The following is a 25,553-nucleotide window of genomic DNA, read 5'->3' as shown; positions in this document are numbered from 1 at the left end:
CGAGGCTGGTCCTTGGAGCTGTTCAACCACCGGCTGCGTTTGCATGCCGATCCGTCGCGCGTCGTGGTGCGCCCCTTCCATATCGGCTGGATCGCCAATGCCAATGGCGTCAGCCGTTCGCAGCGGCTGATCAGCGAGGTCATGGACATGTCGCCGCAGGAGGCGCGTGACCAGCTTGACCTCGTGCTGAAGGATTTCGAGGCGCGCCACTGGCAGACGCGTCGCGTCTTCATGACCCGCTATGATGAAATCGCGGCGGCGCACGATCTCGACGGCAGCCGCATCTCGGACGAAAAACGGCAGCTGATCGGCGCCTATTTCTGTCACGAATACAGTTATGCCGCCGCCGCACTGATGAATCCCAGCGCAGTGCCGCATCCCGATCAGTCGGGCATGGAGGATGGCGCGCAACGCATCGTCATGTCGCTGCGCGCCGTGGGTGAGGGGCATATCTCTTCGGTCGCCTTTCGCGAGGGGATCATCACCAGCGACAACGAACTGAAGCTGGCTCCCGAGCCGCCATTCGCGACCGCCACCGACGCGACCGGCACAGACGAGGAAGCGCCGCCGAGCGGGCCGGTGACGGTCTACCGCCATCGCGACAGCACCTTGTCGGGCACGGTGATCTTCCCGATTACCGATGCGCAGTCCAAGGGCCTAGAAGACTTGCGGCTCGTACATTTCACGCACGATGACGGGACACAGGAATGGTTGGGGACCTATACCGCCTATAACGGCGCGACGATCCAGTCGGAGCTGCTGCGGACACGTGACTTCCGCGCGTTCGACCTGATCCCGATGACCGGCAGCGCGGCGCGCAACAAGGGCATCGCCTTGTTTCCGCGCAAGGTCGGCGGCGAGTATCTGTCGATCGGGCGGCAGGACGGCGAGAACCTCTATCTGCTCCGCACCAGCGACCTGACGCACTGGGATGACGGCGAGCTGATCCTCAAGCCGGTGTTTCCATGGGAGTTCGTCCAGATCGGCAATTGTGGTCCGCCGATCGAGATCGACGAGGGCTGGCTGTTGCTGACGCATGGCGTCGGGGCGATGCGGAAATACTCGATCGGCGCGGCCTTGCTCGACAAGGACAATCCGGCGCGCGTCATTGGTCGCACGCGCTCACCGATTTTGGCGGCGGCGGATCAGGATCGCGAGGGCTATGTCCCCAACGTCGTCTACACGTGCGGCGCGATGAAGCATGGCGACAAGCTGTTCATGCCGTACGGGATTGCCGACAGTTCGGTCGGGTTCGCATTCGTGTCGATCAAGGAATTGCTGGGGAAGATGTGACCGGTCGCCGTCGCGGCGACGCCCGCGGCGGTGTGCGGCCAAGGGGCCGCGTAACGACCGGTCCGGCCGGCGAGTCGGCGTAGTCGAACTCGTCCGACGTCATGCCGGCGGCTTGGCCGTCGGCGTTGTTCGCCATCGTCATTGCGAGCGTAGCGACGCAATCCCGTAACGGACCACGACGCCCTGGATTGCTTCGCTACGCTCGCAATGACGGTATTGGGGGACGTTTTGCCGTTTACTCTTTCGCCGCCGTCTTCTTGACGGCGATCTTTTTGGCAGGCGCCTTCTTTGCCGCGGGCTTCTTCTCCGTGGCGGGCTTCTTCGCCGCAGCCTTCTTGGCCGGTGCCTTCTTCTTCGTCTTGCCCGCCGGCGCTGCCGCCGCGCGGTCATCGATCAGTTGCGCGGCTTCCTCCAGCGTCAGCTGGTCGGGCGCGATCGTTTTGGGCAGCGTCGCATTGGTCGTGCCGTCAGTGACATAGGGGCCGTAGCGGCCTTCCATCAGCTTGATCTCCGCCTCGGTACGCGGATGCGCGCCGAGTACCTTGAGCGGGGCGCGGGCCGCACCGCGTGCCGGGCGCCCGCCGCCCGCCGCCGCTTCGGCGAGCTTGACCACGGCGGCGTTCATGCCGGTCTCGAACACCTCCGATGTTGACGAAAGTCGCGCATATTTGCCGTCGTGCACGAGGTACGGCCCATAGCGGCCGATGCTGGCGTTGATGGGGAGACCGGTTTCCGGATGTTGCCCGATGGTGCGAGGAAGGTTCAGCAAACGCAGCGCCATCTCAAGGTCGAGTTCGCCGATGTCCTTCGGGATCGACGCGCGCTTCGCCTCCTTGCCCTCGCCGAGCTGGATGTACGGGCCGAACCGCCCGCTCTTGCGCTCGACCGGCAACCCGGTCTCGGGATCCTGCCCGAGCGTTTCCGGCCCGGCATCCTCCGCCGCCGCGTCGCCGCCCTGCGCGAAGCGGCGCGTGAACTTGCAGTCGGGATAGTTGCTGCACGCGATGAACGCGCCGAACTTGCCGCCGCGCAACGCGAGCTGCCCCGCGTGGCAGGCCGGGCACAGCCGCGGATCGCTGCCATCGGCCTTTTCGGGGAACAGGTACGGCGCGAGGAACTGGTCGAGCGCGGCGGTGACCTCGCTCGGCTTCTGCTCCATTACCTCGGCGGTGCGCGGCTTGAAGTCGCGCCAGAACGCCTCGAGCACTGCCTGCCATTGCGCGCGGCCGCCGGACACGTCGTCCAGCTCCTCTTCCAGCTCGGCGGTGAAGTCGAAGCCGACATATTTCTCGAAGAAGCGTTCGAGGAACGCCGTCACCAGCCGCCCGCTCTCCTCGGCGAAGAAGCGATTCTTCTCGACGCGCACATAGGCGCGGTCCTTGAGCGTCTTGATGATCGAGGCATAGGTCGACGGCCGACCGATCCCCAGTTCCTCCATGCGCTTGACCAGCGATGCCTCGGAGAAGCGCGGCGGCGGCTGGGTGAAGTGCTGCTCTGCGAGCACGTCCTTCTTGGCCGGGCTGTCGCCCTCGCGCATCCGCGGCAGACGCTTTGCATCCTCATCCTGGGAGTCGTCTTGCCCTTCCTCGTAGAGCGCGAGATAGCCGGGGAAGAGCACGACCTGGCCGGTCGCGCGCAGCACGTTGCGCCCGGTGCCGTCGGCCAGCTCGATCGTGGTCCGCTCCATCCGCGCCGACGCCATCTGCGATGCGAGCGCGCGCTTCCAGACGAGGTCGTAGAGCCGGGCGTGGTCGCCCGAGCCGACGCGGTCTTTCGTAAAATCGGTCGGGCGGATCGCCTCGTGCGCTTCCTGCGCGTTCTTGGCCTTGGTCTGATACTGCCGCGGCTTGTCGGGGACGTAGCCGCCGTCATAGCGATCGGCGATCGCGGCGCGCGCGGCGGAGATGGCGCTGCCGTCCATCTGCACGCCGTCGGTCCGCATATAGGTGATCGCGCCATCCTCGTAGAGCTGCTGCGCGATCCGCATCGTGTGATCGGCGGAGAAGCCGAGCTTGCGCGCCGCCTCCTGCTGAAGCGTCGAGGTGGTGAACGGCGGCGGCGGGTTGCGCGTCGCGGGCTTGGTCTCGACCGACTGGACCGAGAAATTGCCGGCCTCGACGTCCGCCTTCGCCTTGAGCGCGTCGCCTTCGTTGCCGATCGACAGGCGGTCGAGCTTCTTGCCCTGCCATTGCACCAGCCGCGCGGCGAACGGCGTGCCGTCCTGCTCCATGCTCGCGATGACCGACCAATATTCCTGCGCGCGGAACGCCTCGATCTCGCGCTCGCGATCGACGATCAGCCGCAGCGCGACCGACTGGACGCGCCCCGCCGACTTGGCGCCGGGCAGCTTGCGCCACAGCACCGGCGACAGAGTGAAGCCGACCAGATAATCGAGCGCGCGGCGCGCCCGGTACGCGTCGATTAGATCGGTATCGAGATCGCGCGGCGCCTGCATCGCCTGCGTCACCGCCTGTTTGGTGATCGCGTTGAAGGTGACGCGCTGCACGTCCTTGGGCAGCGCCTTGCGCTTGGCCAGCACCTCCTGAACATGCCACGAAATCGCCTCGCCCTCGCGATCGGGGTCGGTGGCGAGAATCAGGCGGTCGGCGGTCTTGGCGAGATCAGCGATCGCTTTCAGCTGCTTGGTCTTGTCGGCGTAGTTTTCCCACTCCATCGCGAACCCCTCGTCGGGGTTCACCGAGCCGTCGCGCGGCGGCAGGTCGCGGACGTGGCCGTAGCTGGCGAGGACGCGATAGTCCGAGCCGAGATACTTCTCGATGGTTTTGGCCTTGGCGGGCGATTCGACGATAACGAGCTGCATTGTGCCTAACTAGGAAGCCTCATACGTACGCACGAGGGTGGTTGGCGTTCAAAGAAGCGTCAAGCGCTTCGGCAGTGGGGGGCGATCATGTTCAGGATATTGGTGGCTGTTGTCGCGCTGGCGACGGGGAGCGTAGCGCTGCCGCAGGCAAGCGACACGGGATGGCAGGGCGAATTTCTTGCGCCGACTGCCAATGCTGGAATGGTGCTCGGGTGGATCAACCCGCGCGACCCGACCATGCGCGAATTTGTTGCTCGTGGAGAAACCGTCAAGGACTGGACCCGGATGTTGACCGTGCAGACCTTGCCGTGGCGGATGGGTCTCACGCCGACGGGCGTATTGAGGATGGTCGCGAACGGGATGGAAGCGGCTTGCGGTGGAGCAACGTCCTCGCCGATTGACGCGGCGACTCTGGACGGACGTGACGGTGCGACGATCCGGGTCGATTGCCCACGCAACCCGCAGACCGGCAAGGCGGAGACGATGTTCGCGCGCGCCGTACAGGGGGATCGTTCGATCACCATGGTGCAGGCAGCGGTACGGCGGGCACCGGCCGCGGAAGATGTCGCCTGGGCGACGCAGGTGCTGTCGTCGCTTACCTTCTGCGGTGAAGCCGATCAAAGCGGGCGATGTGGAACGCTGCGGAGCGGGCAGGTCGGCAAGCCTCTTTAGCGTCACTGCAGACTGACCCGGCCACCGGCGTGGCGTTCGAGGCGGGCGGCGAGTTCGAGTTCCAGCAGCACCATCTGCACCACCGCCGGGGCGCAGCCGGATTGCCGCACCAGTTCGTCGACCGCGACCGGAACCGGGCCGAGCAGCGACTCGATCCGTGCGCGCTCGGCATCGCTGGCGTCCTCGGGCGGGGGGGCACCCCAGCCACCGTTGGGCGCGCGAACCGCGGCACGCGCGTCGATCGGGCGGACCTGTTCGAGCGCGTCGGCGGCGGTCTGGATCAGCGTCGCGCCGTCGCGGATCAAGGTGTTGCAGCCCTGCGCACGCGGATCGGACGGGTGGCCAGGCACCGCCATCACCTCGCGCCCCTGCTCGCCGGCCAGCCGCGCGGTGATGAGCGAGCCGGATTTCGGCGCGGCCTCGATCACGACGGTGCCGAGCGCCAGCCCGGCGATGATGCGGTTGCGGTGCGGAAAGTGGCGCGCGCGCGGCTCGGTGCCCGGCGGCATCTCGGCGATCAACAGCGCGTGGGTGGCGATTCGGTCCTGAAGTGTTTGGTTCTCGGGCGGATAGACGACGTCGATCCCGCCCGCGATCACCGCAATCGTCGCGCTGCCCGCGCCCTCGTGCGCGGCGGTGTCGATGCCGCGCGCCAGTCCGGAGACGACGCTCGCCCCCTCGGCGGCAAGGTCCTGCGCCAGCCCGCGCGCGAAGCGGCACGCCGCCGCCGAGGCGTTGCGCGCGCCTACCAAAGCCACCGGCGTGCGCCGCACCAGCGACAGGTCGCCGCGCACCGTCAGCACCGCCGGCGCGTTGTCGATCTCGGCAAGCAGAGCGGGGTATTCGGCGTCGCCTAGGAAGAGCAGCCGCGCGCCGAGCCGCTCGACGTGCTGCCGCTCGCGCTCGACCGCCGCGATCGGGGGTGGCGCGGGGACCCGGCCGCCACCGCGTCGGGCAAGATCGGGGAGTGCGTCGAGCGCCGCTGCGGCAGTGCCGAAGCGCGCCAGCAATTGCCGGTAGCTGACAGGCCCGATCGACGGCGTCCGGATCAACCGCAGCCGTGCGGTCGTGTCATCCACCGGCGTCCTCGCCCGTCGCCTCGGAATCGGTCGGCGCGGCCTTGCTGCCGCCAATGCGCGGCTCGGTGCCGTCGATCAGCCGCGCGATGTTTGCGCGATGCTTCCACAGCACGATCGCCGCCAGTGCGAGCAGCAGCGGCACGAGGTCGAAATCGCCGAGGATCGCGGCGGTGACGGGCGTGCTGATCGCCGCCGCCATCCCGGCCAGCGACGAGACGCGCGTGATCGCCAGCAGCCCGAGCCACAGGATCGCGAACACCAGCCCGAGCGGCCAGCCGAGCCCCAGCGCGACGCCCATCAACGTCGCGACGCCCTTGCCGCCGCGAAAGCGCAGCCACACCGGATAGCAATGCCCGATCATCGCACCCGCGGCGGCGAGCGGCTGCTCGCCGGGCCACAGCCAGGCGACCAGCAGGACCGCGACCAGTCCCTTGGCGAGATCGAGCAGCAACGTCGCCGCCGCCAGACCCTTGCGCCCGGTGCGCAGCACGTTGGTGGCGCCGATGTTGCCAGAGCCGATCTGTCGCAGGTCGCCCGCGCCCGTCATCCGCGTCAGCACGACGCCGAACGGAATCGAGCCGAGCAGATAGCCGATCAGCAATGCCGCGGCCGGCGAAATCCATATGATGTCGGTCGGCAGTGTTCGATCCCCCTCGAGCGTGAGCTTTAGCCGAAACATTTCGGGTACGCCACCGGCAGCGTTGCCCTGCATCATCGATACGGACTAGGTGGCGGTGTGATGGACTCCGGACCGATCCTGTTCTTCGATTCCGGTGTCGGCGGGCTGTCGGTGGTCGCGCCGACGCGTGCGCTGCTGCCGCGCGCGCCGATCGTCTACGCCGCCGATTCGGCGGGCTTCCCCTACGGCACGCGGAGCGAGGCGGAGATCGCGGCGCGGGTGCCGGCGTTGCTGGGCCGGCTGGTCGAGCGGTATCGACCCCGCTTGGTGGTGATCGCGTGCAACACCGCCTCGACGATCGCGCTGGCGGCGGTGCGGGCGGCGCTCGACGTCGCGGTGGTGGGAACGGTGCCGGCGATCAAGCCGGCGGCGGCAATGAGCCGGTCGCGGGTGATCGGCGTGTTGGGCACCGCGGCGACAGTGCGCCAGCCCTATGTCGACGATCTGGCGGCGCGGTTCGCGCGCGACTGCACGGTCCTGCGCTATGGCTCGGCGGCGCTGGTCGAGATGGCGGAGGCGAAGCTGGCGGGAGACGCGCCCGACCCGGCGGCGCTGGCGCGCGAGCTGGACGGGCTGTTCGCGCAAGCCGGCGGGGCGGCGATCGACGTGATCGTCAATGCCTGCACCCACTTTCCGTTGCTGGAGGCGGAAATGGCGGCGGTCGCGCCGGCGGGGGTGCGATTCGTCGACGGGGGGCCGGGGATCGCGCGACGGGTCGCGCATCTGACCGCCGGGCAGCTGTGGCCGGCGCAGGCGGAAGATGTGCTGGTGTTCACAAGGCTTGGTGATGCCGAGCGGCGGCTGGCGGCGGCGCTGGGCTTTGCGCGGATCGAGGCGCTCTAGTCGCGAAAGCGTGGGGGTAGGGCAATTTGTCCACCCTTTTCGATTAGTGAGAATGCGGTTCTGCGCTGGCCATTGCCGGTCGGAGGGAGTAATCGCGAGCGCCATGAAGACGGAGAGCATCGAAGCGCGCGGCGTCGATTATTCGCGTGTGTTCACCCAGGCGATCGACCGGCTTCATGCCGAAGGCCGGTATCGCGTGTTCATCGACATCCTGCGCAACAAGGGCATGTTCCCCAATGCGCGGTGCTTTGCCGGACATAACGGGCCGAAGCCGATCACCGTCTGGTGCTCGAACGACTATCTCGCGATGGGCCAGCATCCCAAGGTGATCGCGGCGATGGAGGAAGCGCTCCACGACGTCGGCGCCGGGTCGGGCGGCACGCGCAACATCGGTGGCAACACGCATTATCACGTTGATCTCGAAGGGGAGCTGGCCGACCTGCACGGCAAGCAGGCAGCGTTGCTGTTCACCTCCGGCTATGTCTCGAACGAGGCGACGCTGTCGACGCTCGCCAAGGTGCTGCCGGGCTGCATCATCTATTCCGACGAGCTGAACCACGCCTCCATGATCGCGGGAATCCGCAATTCCGGGTGCGAGAAGCGCGTGTTCCGGCACAACGACCTTGCGCATCTCGAGGAATTGCTCGCTGCCGACGACGCGGCGGTGCCGAAGCTGATTGCGTTCGAAAGCGTCTATTCAATGGAAGGCGATGTCGCGCCGATCGGTGCGATCTGCGACCTGGCCGACAAGTATAATGCGCTGACCTATCTCGATGAGGTCCACGCGGTGGGAATGTATGGCCCGCGCGGGGGCGGCATTTCGGAACGGGACGGCGTCGCGGACCGGCTGACGATTATCGAGGGGACGCTCGGCAAGGCGTTCGGGGTGATGGGCGGCTATATCGCGGCCGACCGCACGATCGTCGACGTGATCCGCTCCTATGCGCCGGGGTTCATCTTCACGACCTCGCTGTCACCGGTGCTGGTCGCGGGGGTGCTGGCGAGCGTGCGGCACCTGAAGCAGTCGAGCGCCGAGCGCGACGGGCAGCAGGCGGCAGCGGCGACGCTGAAGGCGATGCTGCGCGACGCCGGGCTGCCGGTGATGGCGGGCGAGACGCATATCGTGCCGGTGATGGTTGGCGACCCGGTGAAGGCCAAGAAGATCAGCGACATCCTGCTCGCCGAATATGGCGTGTACGTGCAGCCGATCAATTATCCGACCGTGCCACGCGGCGCCGAGCGGCTGCGTTTCACACCGGGGCCGGCGCATAGCGAGGCAATGATGCGCGAGCTGGTTGCGGCGCTGGTCGAGATCTGGGACCGGCTGGAGCTGCGCGCGGCGGCGTAAGGGGCGACGTCATTGCGAATGTAGCGCGGCAATCAAGGGCGTCGCTGCGCTCGCACTGACGGGTCTAATTTCGTTACCCCGGACTTGATCCGGGCTCAAGCTTCCGGTCGCGGGTTGAGGACGAAGAAGCGGGGTCCCGGGTCAAGCCCGGGATGATGGGTTGGTTACTTGAGGTTCTCATCCCTTCTAGCCAGCAGCGGTGGCTGATACGGCGTCGGCGCGTTCATGGGCATCGTCGCCAGCTCCCGCTCGATCGCGCCGGCACGATCCTTCGCCGAGGGGTGGGTGCGGCTGTGGAACATGCCGCCGTCGATCTTGCTGCCGTACTCGCGCCAGAACCGCACTGCGAGCTGCGGATCCCAGCCGGCGTTGCGGAGCAGATACGCGCCGAGCAGATCGGCTTCGGTCTCCGTCTGACGGAACAGCCGCGCGTTGCGGCCGAATTCGGAGAGCAGCCCCCATTTGACCCCTGCCGCCTCCAGCCGGACGCGGTGGCGGAGAATCGCATGCGCCAGTTCGTGCGCGACGACGACCGCGATCTGATCGTCGCCGAAGCGCTCGAACAGCGCGCCGCCGACCTGCACGACATGGCCGTCCGAGGAAGCGCCGAGCTTGCTGCCGGTGAGCACCTCGAACTCGACGCGGCAGCCGGCGCGCGGCTGGACCGTCACCTTGCGGATCGCGCCGTCGCGACGCAGCGTCAGCGCGATCGGTGCGGTGACCGGCAGCGCCGCGAGCCGCACCTGTGCGGCGTCGCGGGTCGCGCTGGTCATCGCGTCGCCGGTGGTCGCGGGCGGGAGTGGCTGCTCATCGATCGCGGTGACGCCGTCGTTGGCCAGCACCCCGGCCTGCGCGGCGGGCGCGTCGGCCACGACCAGCTCGACCGCGACCGGCGCGGCGAAGGCGCTGCGCAATTCCGCCGGATATTGGTCGGCGGCGTGGAGCGTCGCGCCAATCACCGGTTGTTGCTCGCGGCAAAGGGGCGCGTTGGCAGTGGTCAGCCGCCACGCAATCGCCGCCAGCCGCTGGTCAACCTCAAGCAGAGTGGGCGCGGCGGCGGCGGGCACCGCGACAAACGCGAGCAGAACGGCCAGGGAACGGGACAACATACGCTTTACTCGGGCTGGCGGGCGGTTGGGCGGAAGGCGGCGGGCTCGATGCCGTGGCGCTGCATCCGGTCGTACAGGCTGCGGCGCGGCAACTGCAACTCCGCCGCCGCCGCGCCGACATCGCCGCGTACGCGCTCCAGCGTGGCGCGGATCGCCGCCGCCTCGAAACGGTCGACGCGTTCCGACAGCGGCAGCTGGTCGGCGGGCTGGGTCGCACCGCCGTCGACGCCGAGCACGACCCGCGTGGCGAAATTGCGCAATTCACGGACATTGCCTGCCCAGTCATCGCTGACCAGTCGCGCCTCGACCGCCGCGTCGATCATCGGCCGCTCGCGTCCGAACCGCTCGGCGGCTTCGCCGAGAAAATACGCGAACAGCAGCGGGACGTCAGCGCGGCGCTCGCGCAAGGGCGGGATGCGCAGCCGGACGGTTTCCAGCCGATAGAGCAGGTCGGCGCGGAAGCGGCCCTCCGCGGCGGCGACCGACAGATCGGTCTTGGCCGCGGCGACGACGCGCAGGTTGACGACGCGCGGTGCCGCGCCGGGTTGCGGCAGTTCGCGTTCCTCGACGACACGCAGCAACTTGCCCTGCAACGCCGGGGACATGCTGTCGATCTCGTCGAGGAACAGCGTGCCCCGATCGGCGTCGGCGATCCGTCCTGCCTGCGTGCGGTTGCCGAACAACGCCTCGTCCGCGATCGCGTCGGGCAGCGCCGCGCAATCGACCGCCACGAACTGCCGCGTGCGGCGGTGGCTCCAGCGATGGAGCAGCAGCGCGACCAGCTCCTTGCCGGTGCCGGTCTCGCCCTCGATCAGCACGTCGACATCGACATCGGCCAATTGCCGGATCGTCTCGCGCAGTCGCACCATCACCGGCGTGAACCTGGGTACGCCGGCGGCGAACATCACCAACAAGCTGACGCTGCAACAGGGCTTTGGCGAGGTGATGGGCCGGATCGGCGGGGTCGAGGTCGGCGTGCGCGGCGGGCGGCAGGAGTTTTCGGACGGTCCGAATTTGCTGACGTCGGTCCGCGACGATCCCACGCTGCATTTCGTGCTGGACGGCGTGCGCGGTTATGCGCGCGGCAAGCGCGTCCGTGCGGACGTCTTCGACCTGCGCTACGTCAATTACGGTAGCGAGGGGCTGGGCGACGATCGCACCGACGGATCGCGGCGCTTCAGCGGCGTGACGCTCGGTTACGCCATCCCCAGCGACTTCCTCGGCACGTCGAAGCTGTTCTTCGATCCGTTCGTCTGGCGGCTGCGCAACCGCAGCACGACCTGGGGACGGCAGACCGCGCGCGAGGAGCGGATGTTCTACGGCCTGCACCTGTATGGCGACGTCGATCGCGCGACGATCGACTGGACGGTCAACTATCAGGGCGGCGACTTCAACGATCGCAAGATCAGCGCGTGGCAGGCGTTCTTCGCGCAGACCTGGCGCGTCGCGAAGGCCGCGAGCGCACCCCGTGTCGGCGTGCACGTCGATTACGGCAGCGGCGGCGGCGGGGTGAGCGGGCAGGGCGACCTGCGCACCGCCAGCGGGCTGTACGGCAACAACATCTATTACAGCTACCAGTTGTTCCTGACCCCGACCAACCTGCTGGCCATTTCTCCGAACGTGACGGTGCAGCCGGTCAAGAACCTGCGCGTCACCGGCGAATATACGATGGCCTATCGCCCGAACGAGAACGAGGCGGTGTATCGCGCGTCGGGTGCGGCATTCGCCAATACGCAGAACGTCGCGGGCAAGCATATCGCCGACCTGATCCGCCTGCAGGCGGTGTGGGCGCTCACCCCGCGTATCTCGCTGACCGGACGCTATGAGCATATGATGGTCAAGGACGCGCTGGCCAATGCCGGCTTCAAGAACTCGGACTTCCTGGCCGGCTGGGTCAGTTTCCGGTTCTGACGATTACGAGGAGAAGAGGAATGGCGGGAACGCCGACGACCGACAATCGACTGAAATCCATCATCGGAGGGTCGACCGGCAATCTGGTCGAATGGTTCGATTGGTACGTCTATTCGGCGTTCACGCTGTATTTTGCGCCGCACTTCTTCCCGTCGGGCGACCAGACCGCACAATTGCTGAGCGCCGCCGCGGTGTTCGCGGTTGGCTTCGTGATGCGACCGATCGGCGCGTGGATCATGGGGATCTACGCCGATCGCAAGGGGCGCAAGGCCGGGCTCACGCTATCGGTGACGCTGATGTGCGCCGGCTCGCTGATCATCGCCTGCACGCCGGGCTACGAAACGATCGGGCTCGCCGCGCCCGCGCTGCTGGTGCTCGCGCGGTTGATGCAGGGGCTGTCGGTCGGCGGCGAATATGGCGCGAGCGCGACCTATCTGTCGGAGATGGCAGGCAAGGAGCGGCGCGGCTTCTACTCGGCCTTCCAGTATGTCACGCTGATCTCCGGGCAGCTGCTCGCGATCATGGTGCTGCTGATCCTGCAATCGGTGATGCCGAAGCCCGAGCTGGAGGCGTGGGGCTGGCGCATTCCGTTCGTGGTCGGCGCGTTTCTCGCGGTCGTCGTCTTCTATCTGCGCCGCGGGCTGGCCGAGACGCAGAGTTTCAAGAATGCCCATGCCAACGCGGCACCCAAGTCGGGCTTCGTCGCGCTGTTGAAGAACCACCCACGTGAGACGGCGCTGGTGATGCTGCTGACCGCCGGCGGTACGCTCGCCTTCTACGCTTACTCGATCTACATGCAGAAGTTCCTGGTCAACACCTCGGGCTTCTCCAAGGAAGTCGCGACGCAGATCAACGCCGTCACGCTGTTCGTCTTCATGCTGCTCCAGCCGGTCGCGGGCGGACTGTCGGACCGGATCGGGCGCAAGCCGCTGATGGTCGCGTTCGGGGTCGCGGGGGTGCTGTTCACCTACCCGATCTTCTCGGCGCTGGAGGCGACGCGGAGCCCGATTACGGCCGGGCTGCTGGTGATGGCGTCGCTCATCATCGTCACCGGCTATACCTCGATCAACGCGGTGGTGAAGGCGGAGCTGTTCCCCGCGCATATCCGCGCGCTGGGCGTTGCGCTGCCCTATGCGCTGGCCAACACGCTGTTCGGCGGCACCGCCGAATATGTCGCGCTCAGCTTCAAGAGCCACGGGTGGGAGCAGGGCTTCTACTGGTATGTCACGGTGATGATCGGCATTTCGCTGCTGGTGTACCTGCGGATGCGCGATACCGGTCGGAACAGCCTGATCAGCGAGGATTAATCGTCCTCGCCGCCCCTGCGGAGGCAGGGGCCCATGGCTGTCGAATGTTGCGGAACGGCTGACACACGGTCGTCATCACTGTGTCAAACCACTCGACGTCCGACAGAGACATCGGTCCCTGCCAGCGCAGGGACGACGGTGATTGCGGCGGGCGGGTGGTTCCCCTTGCGCCAGCGGATCGCTACATCGGCGCGCATGACCGATACGCTGCTCGACCCGCTCGTCCTCCCCGATTTCGCCGCACTGACCCCGGAGGCGATCGCCCCCGCACTCGATGCCGCGATCGCGCGCCATGCCGAGGCGGTCGAGGTCGTCACGCGCGACCGGCCGACGACGTTCGATCACGCGTGGCTGCCGCTCGAACGCGCCGAGGCGGGGGTCGATGCGCTCTGGTCGGCGGTGTCGCACCTGCGCGGGGTGGCGGACACACCCGAGTTGCGCGCCGCACATGCCGCGGGGCAGGAGAAGCTCGTTCAGCATTTCATGGCGGTGGCGCAGAACCGCGACCTGTACGACGTGCTGACCGCGCTGGAGGCGTCGCCGGCCTTCGCCGAATTGCCGCAGGCCGATCGCGTCGCGGTCGAACATGCGATCCGCGACTTCCGGCTGGCGGGCGTCGCGCTCGACTCGGTGGAGCGTGAGCGGTTCGCGGCGGTGTCGGTCGAGCTGTCCGCGCTGTCGACCGAGTTCGGCAGCGCGGTGCTCGACGCGACGGATGCGTGGACCTGCCACATCACCGACGAGGCGCGGCTGGCGGGGATCTCCGCGCCCGACAAGGCGATGTTCGCCGCGGCCGCGCAGGCCAAGGGGCTGGACGGCTGGCTGGTCACGCTCCAGCAGCCGAGCGTCAATGCGGTGCTGACCTTCGCCGAGGATCGCGACCTGCGCGCCGACGTGTACCGCGCCTATGGCACGCGCGCGTCGGATCAGGGGCCGAACGCCGGCACGCACGACAACGGCCCGCGGATCGCACGCATCCTCGAACTGCGACGCGAGGCGGCGGCACTGCTCGGCTTCACCGATCCGGTCGCGCTGTCGCTGGAAACCAAGATGGCGCCGAATGCGGGCGAAGTGCTCGCCTTCCTGCGCGATCTCGGCCAGCGCGCGAAACCGGCCGCGCAGCGCGACCTCGACGCGCTGCGCGCCTTTGCGGCGGAGGAGCTGGGGATTGCCGACCTCCAGCCGTGGGACGCGGGGTTCGCCGCCAACCGGCTGCGGCAGGCGCGCTATACGGTCGATGAGCAGGAGGTGCGCGGTTACTTCCCGGTCGAGCGCGTCACTGCGGGCTGGCAGGCGCTGCTCGGGCAATTGTTCGGGCTACGGCTCACCCGGCGCGACGACGTGCCGCTCTACCACCCCGACGCGCATTACTATGACGTCGCCGATGACAGCGGCACGGTGTTCGCTGGCCTGTATCTCGATCTCCATGCGCGCGCCGGCAAGCGCGGCGGGGCGTGGATGGCGCAGGCGCGGCCAAGGCTGCGCGACGGCAACAACGTGCGGGTGCCGGTCGCCTATCTGGTCTGCAATTTCGCGCCGAAGGGCGACGGGCAGCCGTCGCTGCTGAGCCACAGCGATGTCGTGACGCTGCTCCACGAGACCGGCCATTGCCTCCACCATCTGTTCACGCGCGTCGACCGGCCGTCGATTGCGGGAACCAGCGGGTTCGAATGGGACGCGGTCGAGCTGCCCAGCCAGCTGATGGAGGATTTTGCCTGGGATCGCGAGGTATTGACCGCGATGTCGGGTCATTACGAAAGCGGCGCACCGTTGCCGCCCGACCTGTTCGACCGGATGGTCGCGGCGCGGCGCTTCCAGTCCGGGATGTTCATCGTCCGCCAGCTCGAATTCGCGCTGTTCGACCTGCTGCTTCACCTCGGCACGATGGGCAGCGATCCGATGGAGGTGATCGAGGCGGTGCGCGACGAGGTGTCGGTGCTGCGTCCGCCGGCATGGCATCGCTTCCCGCATGCGTTCAGCCATGTCTTCGCGGGCGGCTATGCCGCGGGCTATTACAGCTATCTGTGGGCCGAGGTGCTCGCAGCCGACGGCTTCGGCCGGTTTGCGGAAAACGGGCTGGTCGACCGCGCGACCGGCACCGCGCTGCGCGAGGAAGTGCTGTCGCGCGGTGCGACGCGCCCGGCGGCGGAGAGCTTCCGTGCGTTTCGCGGTCGCGACGCTGATCCGGTCGCGATGCTGGTCCGTCACGGGCTGCTGGAGGATGCGCAGTGAGCGTGCTGATCCTCACCACCGGCGGGACGATCGACAAACTCTATTTCGATGCGCTCAGCGAATATCAGATCGGCGAAAGCGTGGTCGACCGGTTGCTCAAGACCGGGCGCGTCGCTTTGCCGTTTCGGGTGCACGAACTGCTCCGCAAGGACAGTCTGGAGCTCACCGATGACGACCGGGCGCTCATCTTGAGGGCTATTTTGGACGCGGATGAGACACGGATCGTCATTACACATGGCACCGACACGATGACCGACACCGCCCGCGTGCTGGCGGGTCGGACCGACAAGACGATCGTGCTGGTCGGCGCACTCGCCCCCGCACGCTTCGCGGAGAGCGACGCGTCGTTCAATCTCGGCATGGCCTTCGCCACCGCGCAGGTCGCCGGCCCCGGCGTCTGGATCGCGATGAACGGGACGATCTTCGACGGGACGAAAGTGCGAAAGGATCGTTCGATCAACAGCTTCGTCGCCGCGGAATGACGCGCGACTGGCTGGCGGAGGCGGTCCGGCGGATCGAGGCGGATTACAACCGCAGCGCCGACACGCACCTGATTCAGGTCGATCTGCCGCACCACGACGGCATCCAGCTGTACCTGAAGGACGAGAGCAGCCACCCGACCGGCAGCCTCAAACACCGGCTGGCGCGCTCGCTGTTCCTCTACGCCTTGTGCAACGAGTGGATCGGGCCCGAAACCTGCGTGATCGAGGCGTCGTCGGGGTCGACCGCGGTCAGCGAGGCGTATTTCGCGAAGATGCTGGGGCTGCGCTTCATCGCGGTCGTGCCGGCGGCGACCGCCGCGCCCAAGCTCGACGCGATCCGCTTCCACGGCGGCGAGATCCACGCTGTCGACGATCCACGCACCGTCTACGACGTCGCACAGCGGCTCGCGCGCGAGACGGGCGGGCATTATCTCGACCAGTTCACCTATGCCGAGCGCGCAACCGACTGGCGCGGCAACAACAATATCGCCGAGAGCATCTTCGCGCAGATGGCGGAGGAGGAGCATCCGGTGCCGTCGTGGATCGTTTGTGGCGCGGGGACCGGCGGCACCTCGGCGACGATCGGGCGCTTCATCCGCTATCGCCGTCACGCGACGCGGCTGTGCGTCGCCGATCCGGTCCATTCGATCTTCCACCGTCATTATGCGGACCGGGCGGCGGTGGCGCTGCCCGAAGGATGCGCGTCGCGGATCGAGGGGATCGGGCGGCCGCGCGTCGAGCCGAGCTTCGTGCCGGGGGTGATCGACCGGATGATCGCGGTCGAGGACGGCGACAGCATCGGTGCGATGCGCGCGCTGGGGCAGGTGCTGGGGCGGCGCGTCGGCGGATCAACGGGGACGAACCTGTGGGCGTGCGCGCACTTGATCCGCGAGATGGCGGCGCACGGCGAGCGCGGGAGCATCGTGACACTGCTGTGCGACGGCGGCGATCGCTACGGGTGTACGTATCACGATCCGGCGTGGCTGGCGGAGAGCGGGCTGGCGTGGGAGCGGGCGGAGGCGGAGATGGCGGGGTTGCTCGCCTGACTTCGTCGTTCCCGCCTGTTTGGGAGGGGCGGATGGGGGAAGGTGAAACTTCGACCCACATCAACCACGGGCCTTTACCGCTTCCCCGCGCCCGCCCCATCGGTTAACAGCCCTGCCATGACGGCGGTAGATCAACCCGCGCAGGGACGTTTCGAGGGGAACAGCCACCTCTTCGCACTGCGCGTCTACTTCGAAGACACCGATTTGTCGGGCGTGGTCTATCACGCCAATTACCTGCGCTATCTGGAACGCGCGCGCTCGGACATGCTGCGCGTCGGCGGGATTGACCAGCGCGCGACCTTCGAGAGCGGCGGCGGTGCCTATGCGATCACCGATCTGACGATCAAATATCGCGCGCCCGCAAAGCTCGACGACGCATTGCTGATCGAAAGCCGCGTGACCCGCATCCGCGGCGCGAGCGTCGTCATTCATCAGACAGTCAGGCGCGGCGCGGAAATGCTGGCGGACGCCACGGTGACCGCGGCGCTGGTCGGCCCCGACGGGCGTCCGCGTCGCCAGCCCGCCGCCTGGGTCGACACATTCCGGCGCCTCGCGTCATTGGGGGAAGAGACACCGTGAATCCGATTTTGCAGACCGAAGCGGCCACGCTGTCGCCGATCGCGCTGTTCATGGAAGCCGATTGGGTGGTCAAGGCGGTGATGCTGGGGCTGCTGCTCGCCAGCATCTGGACCTGGGCGATCATCATCGGCTTCTGGCTGAAGCTGGGCCGGACGCGCCAGCGCACCGAGGCGTTCGAGCGCGATTTCTGGAAGGCCGAGGATATCGACGCCTTCTACAAGTCGCAGACGCACACCGATCTGCCCTCCGCGCGCGTGCTGAACGCCGGTGTCACCGAATGGCGGCGTTCGACGCAGGGGCAGAAGATCGACCGCGAGGGCACGCGTGAGCGGCTCGCGACCGTGATGGGCTCGGCGGTGGCGCGCGAGATCGACCAGCTCTCCGACCGGCTCAACGTGCTGGCGACGGTCGGCTCGGTCGCGCCGTTCGTCGGGCTGTTCGGCACCGTCTGGGGGATCATGCGCAGCTTCACCGCGATCGCCAGTCAGCAGAACACCAGCCTGTCGGTGGTCGCGCCGGGTATCGCCGAGGCGCTGTTCGCGACCGCGATCGGGCTGTTCGCGGCGATCCCGGCGGTGATCGCGTACAATCGCTTCAGCCACGCGATCAATCGTATCGAGGCGCGGCTCAACCGCTTCGCCGACGGTTTCCACGCCACGCTGTCACGTCAGCTCGACGGCGAACGCTGATGGCGATGAACCTGCCTTCCGCGCGGGGGAAAGGCCGCCGCGCGCCGATGGCCGACATCAACGTCACGCCGCTGGTCGACGTGATGCTGGTGCTGCTGATCATCTTCATGGTCACCGCGCCGTTGCTGACACAGGGCGTGCCGGTGAACCTGCCCGACAGCCGCGCCAAGCCGCTCGACCAGGAGCAGCAGCCGACCGAGATCTCGCTCGACGAACAGGGGCGGATCTTCATCGCCAAGGAAGAGGTCGCCGCCGACGCGTTGCCGGCGCGGCTCGCCACGATCGCCGAAACCGCGAAGGGGAACGAGCCGCCGCAGGTTTTCCTGCGCGCCGATCGCGGGCTGGATTACGGGCGCGTGATGCGCGTGATGGGCGAGCTGAACCGCGCGGGGCTGAACCGCGTCGCGTTGGTGACGGTCGGCGAGGACTAAGTGGAGCGCGGTGAGAAGATCGGGCTGGGGCTGGCCGTTGCGGGACACGTCCTGCTGTTCGGCGTGCTGTCGGTCGGGTTTCTCGCCACGCCCAATCCGGCCAAGCTGAAGCAGAATCCGGTCGAGGTCAGCCTCGTCAAGGATGTCGCGCTGGAAGCCGCCGCCCCGCAGCAGACCGAGGCGCCGTCGCAGGCGGTCGCGCCCGATGTCGGCGAGCCCGAGGAAGCGCCGCCACCCGCCGAGGCACCGCCACAGCCGGTGCCCGCGCCGGTCCCCGACCCCGCGCCGCAGCCTGAGCCGAAGCCGGTCGCCAAGCCTGCGCCGCCCAAGCCGGCGCCGCCGAAACCTGCGCCCAAGCCTGCCCCCGCGCCAAAGCCAGTCCCGAAGCCGCAGCCGAAGCCCAAGCCCGCGCCACCCGCCGCGGAGAAGGCACCGGCCAAGCCCGTGCCGACCAAGCAGCAGAGCGCCGCAGCGTCGAGCAAGTCCTCGGCGGCGCCCGCCGCGTCGAAGGGCAAGGGAAAAACCGAGAACGCCAAGGGCGAGAAGCCGCGCGGCAGCCGGCTGGGCAGCGATTTTCTCAAGGGGCTGACTGCCGAGAAGAGCGATGCCAAGCCCAATGACGCGCCGCCCTCCGCCGCGCGCGTCGACGGCAAGGCGCTCGCGGCGATCCAGCAGGCGATCGCGCGGCAGATCCAGCCGTGCGCCGACCGGCAGGTCGATCCCGGCCCCGGCGCGAACCAGATCGTCACCACGCTCAACCTGCGACTCAACCGCGACGGCACGCTGTCGGCGACGCCGACCGTGGTGCGGCAGAACGGCGTCGACGACGACAACCGCCGCTACGCACGGCGCGTCGTCGATCTGGGGATTGCCGCCTTTAAGGGCTGTTCGCCGTTGAAATTGCCGGCAGAATATTATTCCACCGCCAATGGGGGGTGGAGCAACATCAACTATAATTGGAAACTGCGGTGATGCGACTCCGGCTGCTCCTCCTCGCCACGCTCGTCTCCAGCCCTGCGCTGGCGCAGCAGGTGCCCGCGCCTGCCATTCCCGATGCGGCGGCACCGGCCGGGCAGACCCCGCCGCCGCTGGAGGTCGACGTCACCGGCGGCATTTCCGCGCCGATGCCGATCGCGATCCCGCCGATGCCGACGCAGGCGGTGGTGCAGACCGCGGCGGGCTCGACCGACCAGCTGGGGCGACAATTGGCGGAGATCGTCAGCAACGACCTGCGCAATTCCGGGCTGTTCAACCCGCTCGCGCCCGGCCGGATGCGAGCGATCGGCTTTCCGGAAGTGACCGCGCCGGCGTTCGATTACTGGGCGGGCTCGGGCGCACAAGCGTTGGTGCAGGGCTATATCCGCGCCAACGGCGACGGCACGCTGACGGTCGGTTGCTACCTGTACGACGTGTCGGCGCAGACGCAGCTGACGCGTCAGGGGTTCGTGGTGCCGCCGTCCGACTGGCGGCGCGCGGGGCACAAATGCGCCGACATGGTCTACACCCGGCTGACCGGCGAGGGCGCCTATTTTGACAGCCGCGTCGTTTACGTCAGCGAAACGGGGCCGAAGGCGAACCGCATCAAGCGGCTGGCGATCATGGACCAGGACGGCGCGAATAGCCGTTTCCTGACCACTGGATCGTCGATCGTGCTGACCCCGCGCTTCGCGCCGAACCAGCAGTCGATCGTCTATATGAGCTATGTCGGGAAGACGCCGGCGATCTACGTCTACGATCTCGGTTCCGGGCGGCAGCGGCTGGTTGTGCAGAATGTCGCGACGACCTTCGCGCCGCGCTTCTCGCCGGATGGTCGCTATATCCTGTTCTCGATGGCGCAGGCCGGCAACACCGATCTGTACCGCGTGTCCGCGTCGGGCGGCACGCCCCAGCGGCTGACCACCTCGCCGGGGATCGACACCGGCGGCAGCTATTCGCCGGACGGATCGAGAATCGTGTTCGAGAGCGATCGCTCGGGCGGGCAGCAGCTCTACGTCATGAACGCCGACGGATCGAACCAGCAGCGGATCAGCTTCGGCGGCGGGCGTTACGCCACCCCGGTGTGGAGCCCGCGCGGCGACCTGATCGCCTTCACCAAGATCCAGGGCGCGTTCCGGATCGGGATCATGAGCCCGAGCGGGCAGGGCGAGAAGTTACTCACTAACAGCTGGCAGGACGAAGGTCCCTCTTGGAGCCCGAACGGTCGTGTGCTCATGTTCTTCCGTCAGGGACGCGGCAACGCCGGCAAGGCCGATCTGTGGTCGGTCGATCTGACCGGGGTCAACGAACGCCGCGTGCCCACCCCGCTCGACGGATCGGACCCCGCCTGGGGTCCGTTGCGTCCATAAGTTTCACGAACGACCATAGAGGAGACACCCGATGGCCCGTCTGACCACCACCCTGTTGATGGCGACCGCGCTGGTTGCGACCGCCGCCTGCTCCAAGAAGCGCCCCGAGGTGCTGCCGCCCGCGCCGGGCGCTGCCCCCGCGCAGCCGACCCCGACCGGCCCGGTCGATCCCAATGGCGGCGTCACGCCTGGCTCGGCAGCCGATTTCAAGCGCTCGACGCAGGGCGACACTGTGCTGTTCGGGCTCGACCAATATGACATCGACGCGACCGCGCGCGGGATTCTCGATTCGCAGGCCGAATGGTTGCAGCGCTACAACAACGTGACGATCACGATCGAAGGCCATGCCGACGAGCGCGGCACGCGTGAGTATAACCTGGCGCTTGGCGACCGTCGCGCCAATGCCGCGAAGAACTACCTTGCCGCGCGCGGGATCGCCCCGTCGCGGATCACCACCATCAGCTATGGCAAGGAACGTCCGGTCGCGCTGGGTTCGGACGAGCAGAGCTGGGCGCAGAACCGCCGTGCGGTGACAGTGGTCGTCGGAGGTTAAGGCTTATTGCTCCCTCTCCCCCTCGGGGAGAGGGCGTGTCGGGCCGTCCATGCTCCCGCATGGACGGCCCGACACTGGTGAGGGGTTGGAGCCTGGCAGAGAGGTCCGTCTCGGTAAGACATTGGCCCCTCATCCAACCAGTTCCGGGTCGAATGTGCCGGGGGCACATTCGATCCGGAATTCCCCGGAGGAGAGAGGGCTAGCACACTATCTCAAGCCGGCGTGATCGGCGGGTGCTCCATTTCGGCCTTGATCTCGGCGATCAGATCCTTGCGGCTCAGCTTGCCGATCATCGTCTTGGGCATCGTCGCGCGCACCACCACGCGGTCGACGCGTTCGTGCTTGCCCAGTTGCGGATTGAGCCACGCCGCCAGCGCCGCGCCGTCCGCCGCTACGCCCTCATTGAGCGTGACATAGGCGCGCGGCACTTCGCCGCGATATGGATCGGGCAGCCCGATCACCAACGCCTCGCGTACCGCTTCGTGATGGTAGAGGATCGCCTCGATCTGGCTGGGGAAGACCTTGAACCCGCCGACCGAGATCATGTCCTTCAGCCGGTCGACGATCGCGATAAAGCCGTCGTCGTCGATCGTGCCTACGTCCCCGGTCCGCAGCCAGCGCCGTCCCTCCGCATCGACCGCGAAGGTCGTCTCGTCGGCTTCGGGGCGGTTCCAGTATCCGGCCATGATCTGCGGGCCCATAGCGACGATCTCGCCGGGTTGTCCCTCTGGTGCCGGGCGCGTGGCGTCTTCCTTGTCGACCAGCCGCAGCCATGTCGCGGGAATGGGTTGACCGATCGTTCCGGCTTTCTGCCCGCCCTCGTACGGGTTGGTGGTCAGCACGCCGGTGCTCTCCGACAGGCCATAGCCCTCGATCAGCGTCGAGTGCGTCGCCGCCTCCCAGCGCGTTTTCAGCTCGGCATTGAGCGGCGCGCCGCCGGAGATGCAGACGCGCAGCGAGGCAAAGTCGGTCTGCGCCAACTTCGGATGGTCAAGCAACGCCTGATACATGGTCGGAACGCCGGGAAGCGAGGTCGGCTTGGTGCGCGTGATCGTCGCCAGTGCCTGCGCGGCGTCGAAGCGTGGCAGCAGCACCATCTCGCCGCCGGTGACGATCGTGCGGTTCATCACGCAAGTGTTGGCGAAAACGTGGAACAGCGGCAGCACGCCGAGAATGCGGTCGCATGCCTCCGGGTGCGGATCGAGCTGAGCGACCTGCCGCGCATTGGCGCTGACATTGGCGTGGGTGAGCATCGCGCCTTTCGGCACGCCGGTGGTGCCGCCGGTGTACTGGATCAGCGCGACGTCGCGCTCGGGATCGATTGCGGGAGGGGGAAGCGCGCCGTCGTTGGCGATCAGTTTCGAGAAGGCGATGACGCGGGGATCGTCAGGGCGCTGCGTGGTCTCGGCGCGCTTGAACAGGCGATAGGCGATCGACTTGGCGGGGGGCAGGACGCCGGCGACCGATCCGACCACCAGTCGTTCAAGCCCGCTTTTCTCCAGCACCTTGAGCGCGTTCGGCAGCAACGCGCTGGCAGAGACGGTGAACAGTACGCGAGCCCCCGAGTCCTCGACCTGATGGCACAGTTCCTCGACCGAGTAGAGCGGCGAGAAATTGACCACCGTCGCGCCGAGCCACAGCGCGCCGTGATAGGCGGCAAGGTAATGCGGGACGTTGGGGAGGAACAGCCCGATGCGGTCACCCTTGCCGTAACCGAGCGCCGCCAGCCCGGTCGCGACGCGGCGTACGCCATCGGCGAGTTGTGCATAGCTGTAACGGCGGCCGAGGAAATCGATCGCGGGCCGATCGGCGTAGTGCGCCGCGGCGGCGTCGAACAACGCCGGCATCGATAGCGGCGGGTAATCGGTATCCCATGGCACGGGATGGCGATAGGCGGTGCGCCAGGCATGCTCTCCAGTCATTGACATGGTTGTAAGCAACAAACCGGGGCGCGCAAGCGGTCAGCGCTGAAGCAGCGTCCCGAGCACGGTCGCCACCTGTCCAATCCCGGCGATTACCAGCGCCAACGGGGGAGACCATTCGGCGTCGATCTGCGCGGTTTGATGATCGAGTGAGATCGAGAGCGTCCCGATCATCGGAGTACGATGGCCGGCGCAGACCAGCATCAGCGCCCCCAGCGCGACCAGGGCGGCGCGGCGACGGCGGTAATCCGGCGGTTTCGGCATGATGGCGTTCCTCTCCAAGGCAGCCACGATCTTACCATGGATGAGGACTGGGAGACAGCCAGTCCGGGATCGATAAATTGCGGCAGACGTAGGTTTTATGCCGCCTCGGCCCAGCGCAGGCGGTCGCGGCCGGCACGCTTGGCGGCGAACAGGGCATCGTCAGCGCGGCGGTATAGCAGCTTCCAGGCCGCCTCGTCGGCGATCGCGCCGCGCTCACTGCCCAGCGATGCCGTGACCGCGAGATCGAACGGCATCGGCGTGGCGCGGATCTGCGTGAGGATCCTCTCGGGCATCGTGGTCGCCGAGGCAGGGGCGAGCACCGCAAATTCCTCGCCACCAATCCGCGCGAGCAACGCCTCCGCCGGCACCGCCTGACGTAACGCGTCGGCAAAGACGCGCAGCACCTGATCGCCGCCGTCGTGGCCAAGCGTTTCGTTGACACGCTTGAAATGATCGATGTCGACCAGCACCAGCACGTGCGGCTCGACACGCCCAATCGTCTCGCGCAGGAAGCTGCGGCGGTTCATCAACCCGGTGAGCGGATCGCTGTCGGCCAGCAGCCGCGCCAGCATCTCCTGTTCGCGCGCCTGATCGCAGTCTTCGTTGAGTTGCTTGATCCGCCACGCAATCGCCAGTGCGCTGCACCCCGCTTCCAGCGCCATCGCGATCAGCGTCGAATTGTCGATCCAGAAACTCCATTGCAGCACGCCCAGCGCCTGCAGCACGCGCGCGGTGGCGGTGAGCAGCGGCAGCCCCCAGGCGAACGCGAACACCCGCGCGTAGCGATCCTCGGCGTGCCAGCCGCGCCACAGCAGCGGCAGCGTGAGCAGCAAGGTCGCGAAGAAGCTGAGCGACATCACCCGGTCGAGCAGCCGCACGTGAAGCGGCATGAACACCACATAGGCCAGCGAGGCGGCGAGCAGGGCGATGGTGGCGATGTCGATCGCCGGGCGCAGCCAGCCGCGCGTGACCTGCGGCGTGAAAAAGCGGCGCGCGAACATCATCGCGCTGCACAAGGTGACGGCGAGCAGGAACACGTTGAGCCGCAGCCGCAGATTGTTGTCGAGCTCCAGCATCTGCCCCGCCAGCCCCGAACTGCTGCCGGCATAGCCGATCAGGAACAGCACCATCGCGCAATAGGGCAGGTGGAAGCGCTGCCGCAGCGCGGCGCCAAGCGCGATATTGAAGATCAGCAGCGCCACCGCAAGCCCGACGAACCCGGCGTAGAAGGCGGTCAGTTGCAGGGAGTAGCGTTGCGAGACGTCGGGCGAGAGCAATTGTGGTTGCAGCACCAGACCCCGCAGGTTCGCCGCGCCGCGAACGTGCCACAGCAACTGAACGGGGCGTGCGGAGCCGGGCGGCAGCGGAAGCTCGAACGCAGCACCGAGTTGCAGGTAGCGCCATGCACTCGCGCTGGTGAAGCCCAGTGAGCGGATCGAGCCATCGGCATAGCGGACATAGAGTGTCAGACTGTCCTGCCACAGGCTGCCCGAACGCACCGCCACTCCGGGTCCAGAAGGTGGAAGTAATTGCGATCGCACCCAGTAATCGCCGGGCGGCGCGGCGCGCTGCGCACGGGTACAATCAAAATCGCCGCCGCTGCCAAACAGCCGTTCGGCCCGATCGTCGTCTGCCGCAGGGCGGAAGCAGGTATGCAGAAGCAAGTTGGTGCTGGCGGAGGCCGCGGGCGAGAGCGCCAACGCCATCAGGGTCACGACCAACGCCGCAACGATCCGATCGATGAGCCTCCCAAACATGCCAGGAGGCTAAATAGAAATAGCAAACAGAAGGTTAACGGAGGCGGCGGAAGCGTAAACGCGACTGGCGCGCGGTTCAGGCTCGTGGTCGGAGCGGAAGGGGGGAAAGCGACGTTCTTCCGCGACTTGCCGTACCGCGGATGCGCGCTTGAGGAAGGATCAACGTGTTACGGGCCGAGGACAACAAGCCC

23 protein-coding genes are annotated in these 25,553 nt (G+C 67.5%); 15 read left to right on the top strand and 8 right to left on the bottom strand.

Annotated elements, in window-relative coordinates; translation table 11 throughout:
- Nucleotides 1–12 precede the first annotated feature (12 nt).
- Complete coding sequence (locus ACI2JO_RS18715; RefSeq protein WP_404722116.1) at nucleotides 13–1,293, top strand: glycoside hydrolase family 130 protein; 1,281 nt, start codon at nucleotides 13–15, stop codon at nucleotides 1,291–1,293.
- 235 nt (nucleotides 1,294–1,528) lie between these two features.
- On the opposite strand, the gene topA is transcribed toward ACI2JO_RS18715, so the two are convergent.
- The gene (topA, locus tag ACI2JO_RS18710) at nucleotides 1,529–4,114 is read right to left on the bottom strand and encodes a type I DNA topoisomerase (RefSeq protein WP_404722115.1); all 2,586 of its coding nucleotides are present in this window, start codon (nucleotides 4,112–4,114) and stop codon (nucleotides 1,529–1,531) included.
- A gap of 87 nt (nucleotides 4,115–4,201) precedes the next feature.
- Here topA and ACI2JO_RS18705 point away from each other — a divergent pair, with 87 nt between their 5' ends.
- Nucleotides 4,202–4,786: a hypothetical protein gene (locus ACI2JO_RS18705; RefSeq protein WP_404722114.1), complete on the top strand. Its 585-nt coding sequence runs from the start codon at nucleotides 4,202–4,204 to the stop codon at nucleotides 4,784–4,786.
- 2 nt (nucleotides 4,787–4,788) lie between these two features.
- On the opposite strand, the gene dprA is transcribed toward ACI2JO_RS18705, so the two are convergent.
- On the bottom strand, nucleotides 4,789–5,865 hold the full coding sequence (gene dprA / locus ACI2JO_RS18700) for a DNA-processing protein DprA (protein ID WP_404722113.1): 1,077 nt from the start codon (nucleotides 5,863–5,865) through the stop codon (nucleotides 4,789–4,791).
- On the bottom strand, nucleotides 5,858–6,544 hold the full coding sequence (gene plsY, locus ACI2JO_RS18695) for a glycerol-3-phosphate 1-O-acyltransferase PlsY (protein WP_404722112.1): 687 nt from the start codon (nucleotides 6,542–6,544) through the stop codon (nucleotides 5,858–5,860). The genes dprA and plsY overlap by 8 nt, the downstream gene beginning before the upstream one ends.
- 60 nt (nucleotides 6,545–6,604) lie before the next feature.
- Between plsY and murI the strand changes: the two genes are divergently transcribed.
- Together murI and hemA are read left to right on the top strand one after the other, a co-directional pair.
- Nucleotides 6,605–7,387, top strand: coding sequence for a glutamate racemase (gene murI / locus ACI2JO_RS18690; RefSeq protein ID WP_404722111.1), 783 nt, complete (start codon nucleotides 6,605–6,607; stop codon nucleotides 7,385–7,387).
- Nucleotides 7,388–7,490: 103 nt separating this feature from the next.
- The gene (gene hemA, locus ACI2JO_RS18685; RefSeq protein WP_404722110.1) at nucleotides 7,491–8,735 is read left to right on the top strand and encodes a 5-aminolevulinate synthase; all 1,245 of its coding nucleotides are present in this window, start codon (nucleotides 7,491–7,493) and stop codon (nucleotides 8,733–8,735) included.
- A 164-nt stretch (nucleotides 8,736–8,899) separates the two neighbouring features.
- Here the strand turns inward: hemA and ACI2JO_RS18680 are convergent, their stop codons facing one another.
- Nucleotides 8,900–9,844 (bottom strand): M48 family metalloprotease, encoded by a 945-nt coding sequence (locus ACI2JO_RS18680; RefSeq protein ID WP_404722109.1) that lies wholly within the window; start codon nucleotides 9,842–9,844, stop codon nucleotides 8,900–8,902.
- A gap of 5 nt (nucleotides 9,845–9,849) precedes the next feature.
- A complete protein-coding gene (locus ACI2JO_RS18675; protein ID WP_404722136.1) occupies nucleotides 9,850–10,749 on the bottom strand; it encodes a sigma 54-interacting transcriptional regulator in 900 nt (299 codons plus the stop codon).
- Here ACI2JO_RS18675 and ACI2JO_RS18670 point away from each other — a divergent pair.
- From ACI2JO_RS18670 to pal, 11 genes are all read left to right on the top strand, one after another.
- Nucleotides 10,721–11,755, top strand: coding sequence for an alginate export family protein (locus tag ACI2JO_RS18670; protein ID WP_404722108.1), 1,035 nt, complete (start codon nucleotides 10,721–10,723; stop codon nucleotides 11,753–11,755). The two genes, ACI2JO_RS18675 and ACI2JO_RS18670, sit on opposite strands and share 29 nt — an antisense overlap.
- 20 nt (nucleotides 11,756–11,775) lie before the next feature.
- Nucleotides 11,776–13,062 carry an MFS transporter gene (locus tag ACI2JO_RS18665; RefSeq protein WP_404722107.1) on the top strand — a complete coding sequence of 429 codons (1,287 nt, stop codon included), beginning with the start codon at nucleotides 11,776–11,778 and terminating at the stop codon, nucleotides 13,060–13,062.
- Between the two features lie 195 nt (nucleotides 13,063–13,257).
- Nucleotides 13,258–15,294 (top strand): M3 family metallopeptidase, encoded by a 2,037-nt coding sequence (locus ACI2JO_RS18660; RefSeq protein WP_404722106.1) that lies wholly within the window; start codon nucleotides 13,258–13,260, stop codon nucleotides 15,292–15,294.
- Nucleotides 15,291–15,776 (top strand): asparaginase domain-containing protein, encoded by a 486-nt coding sequence (locus tag ACI2JO_RS18655; RefSeq protein ID WP_404722105.1) that lies wholly within the window; start codon nucleotides 15,291–15,293, stop codon nucleotides 15,774–15,776. The genes ACI2JO_RS18660 and ACI2JO_RS18655 overlap by 4 nt, the downstream gene beginning before the upstream one ends.
- Complete coding sequence (locus ACI2JO_RS18650; protein ID WP_404722104.1) at nucleotides 15,773–16,822, top strand: PLP-dependent cysteine synthase family protein; 1,050 nt, start codon at nucleotides 15,773–15,775, stop codon at nucleotides 16,820–16,822. Before ACI2JO_RS18655 ends, ACI2JO_RS18650 begins: the two co-directional genes overlap by 4 nt.
- Before the next feature lie 117 nt (nucleotides 16,823–16,939).
- Nucleotides 16,940–17,401, top strand: coding sequence for a tol-pal system-associated acyl-CoA thioesterase (gene ybgC / locus ACI2JO_RS18645; protein WP_404722103.1), 462 nt, complete (start codon nucleotides 16,940–16,942; stop codon nucleotides 17,399–17,401).
- Nucleotides 17,398–18,090, top strand: a complete 693-nt coding sequence (gene tolQ / locus ACI2JO_RS18640) for a protein TolQ (protein WP_404722102.1) — start codon at nucleotides 17,398–17,400, stop codon at nucleotides 18,088–18,090. Before ybgC ends, tolQ begins: the two co-directional genes overlap by 4 nt.
- A complete protein-coding gene (gene tolR / locus ACI2JO_RS18635; RefSeq protein WP_404722101.1) occupies nucleotides 18,090–18,521 on the top strand; it encodes a protein TolR in 432 nt (143 codons plus the stop codon). Before tolQ ends, tolR begins: the two co-directional genes overlap by 1 nt.
- On the top strand, nucleotides 18,522–19,493 hold the full coding sequence (locus tag ACI2JO_RS18630) for a cell envelope biogenesis protein TolA (RefSeq protein ID WP_404722100.1): 972 nt from the start codon (nucleotides 18,522–18,524) through the stop codon (nucleotides 19,491–19,493).
- Complete coding sequence (tolB, locus tag ACI2JO_RS18625; RefSeq protein WP_404722099.1) at nucleotides 19,493–20,866, top strand: Tol-Pal system beta propeller repeat protein TolB; 1,374 nt, start codon at nucleotides 19,493–19,495, stop codon at nucleotides 20,864–20,866. Before ACI2JO_RS18630 ends, tolB begins: the two co-directional genes overlap by 1 nt.
- 31 nt (nucleotides 20,867–20,897) lie before the next feature.
- Nucleotides 20,898–21,419: a peptidoglycan-associated lipoprotein Pal gene (gene pal, locus ACI2JO_RS18620; RefSeq protein WP_404722098.1), complete on the top strand. Its 522-nt coding sequence runs from the start codon at nucleotides 20,898–20,900 to the stop codon at nucleotides 21,417–21,419.
- Between the two features lie 212 nt (nucleotides 21,420–21,631).
- Here the strand turns inward: pal and ACI2JO_RS18615 are convergent, their stop codons facing one another.
- The 3 genes from ACI2JO_RS18615 to ACI2JO_RS18605 form a co-directional block, all read right to left on the bottom strand.
- Nucleotides 21,632–23,341, bottom strand: coding sequence for a long-chain fatty acid--CoA ligase (locus ACI2JO_RS18615; RefSeq protein WP_404722097.1), 1,710 nt, complete (start codon nucleotides 23,339–23,341; stop codon nucleotides 21,632–21,634).
- Nucleotides 23,342–23,380: 39 nt separating this feature from the next.
- Nucleotides 23,381–23,605 (bottom strand): hypothetical protein, encoded by a 225-nt coding sequence (locus tag ACI2JO_RS18610; protein ID WP_404722096.1) that lies wholly within the window; start codon nucleotides 23,603–23,605, stop codon nucleotides 23,381–23,383.
- Between the two features lie 95 nt (nucleotides 23,606–23,700).
- Nucleotides 23,701–25,362 carry a diguanylate cyclase domain-containing protein gene (locus tag ACI2JO_RS18605; protein WP_404722095.1) on the bottom strand — a complete coding sequence of 554 codons (1,662 nt, stop codon included), beginning with the start codon at nucleotides 25,360–25,362 and terminating at the stop codon, nucleotides 23,701–23,703.
- Between the last annotated feature and the right edge of the window lie 191 nt (nucleotides 25,363–25,553).

Origin of the sequence: Sphingomonas sp. NPDC079357 (genome assembly GCF_044901155.1) — a bacterium.
Classification (GTDB): domain Bacteria; phylum Pseudomonadota; class Alphaproteobacteria; order Sphingomonadales; family Sphingomonadaceae; genus Sphingomonas.
Note: the sequence above shows the minus strand (reverse complement) of the source record. Positions and strands in the feature narration are given on the sequence as shown.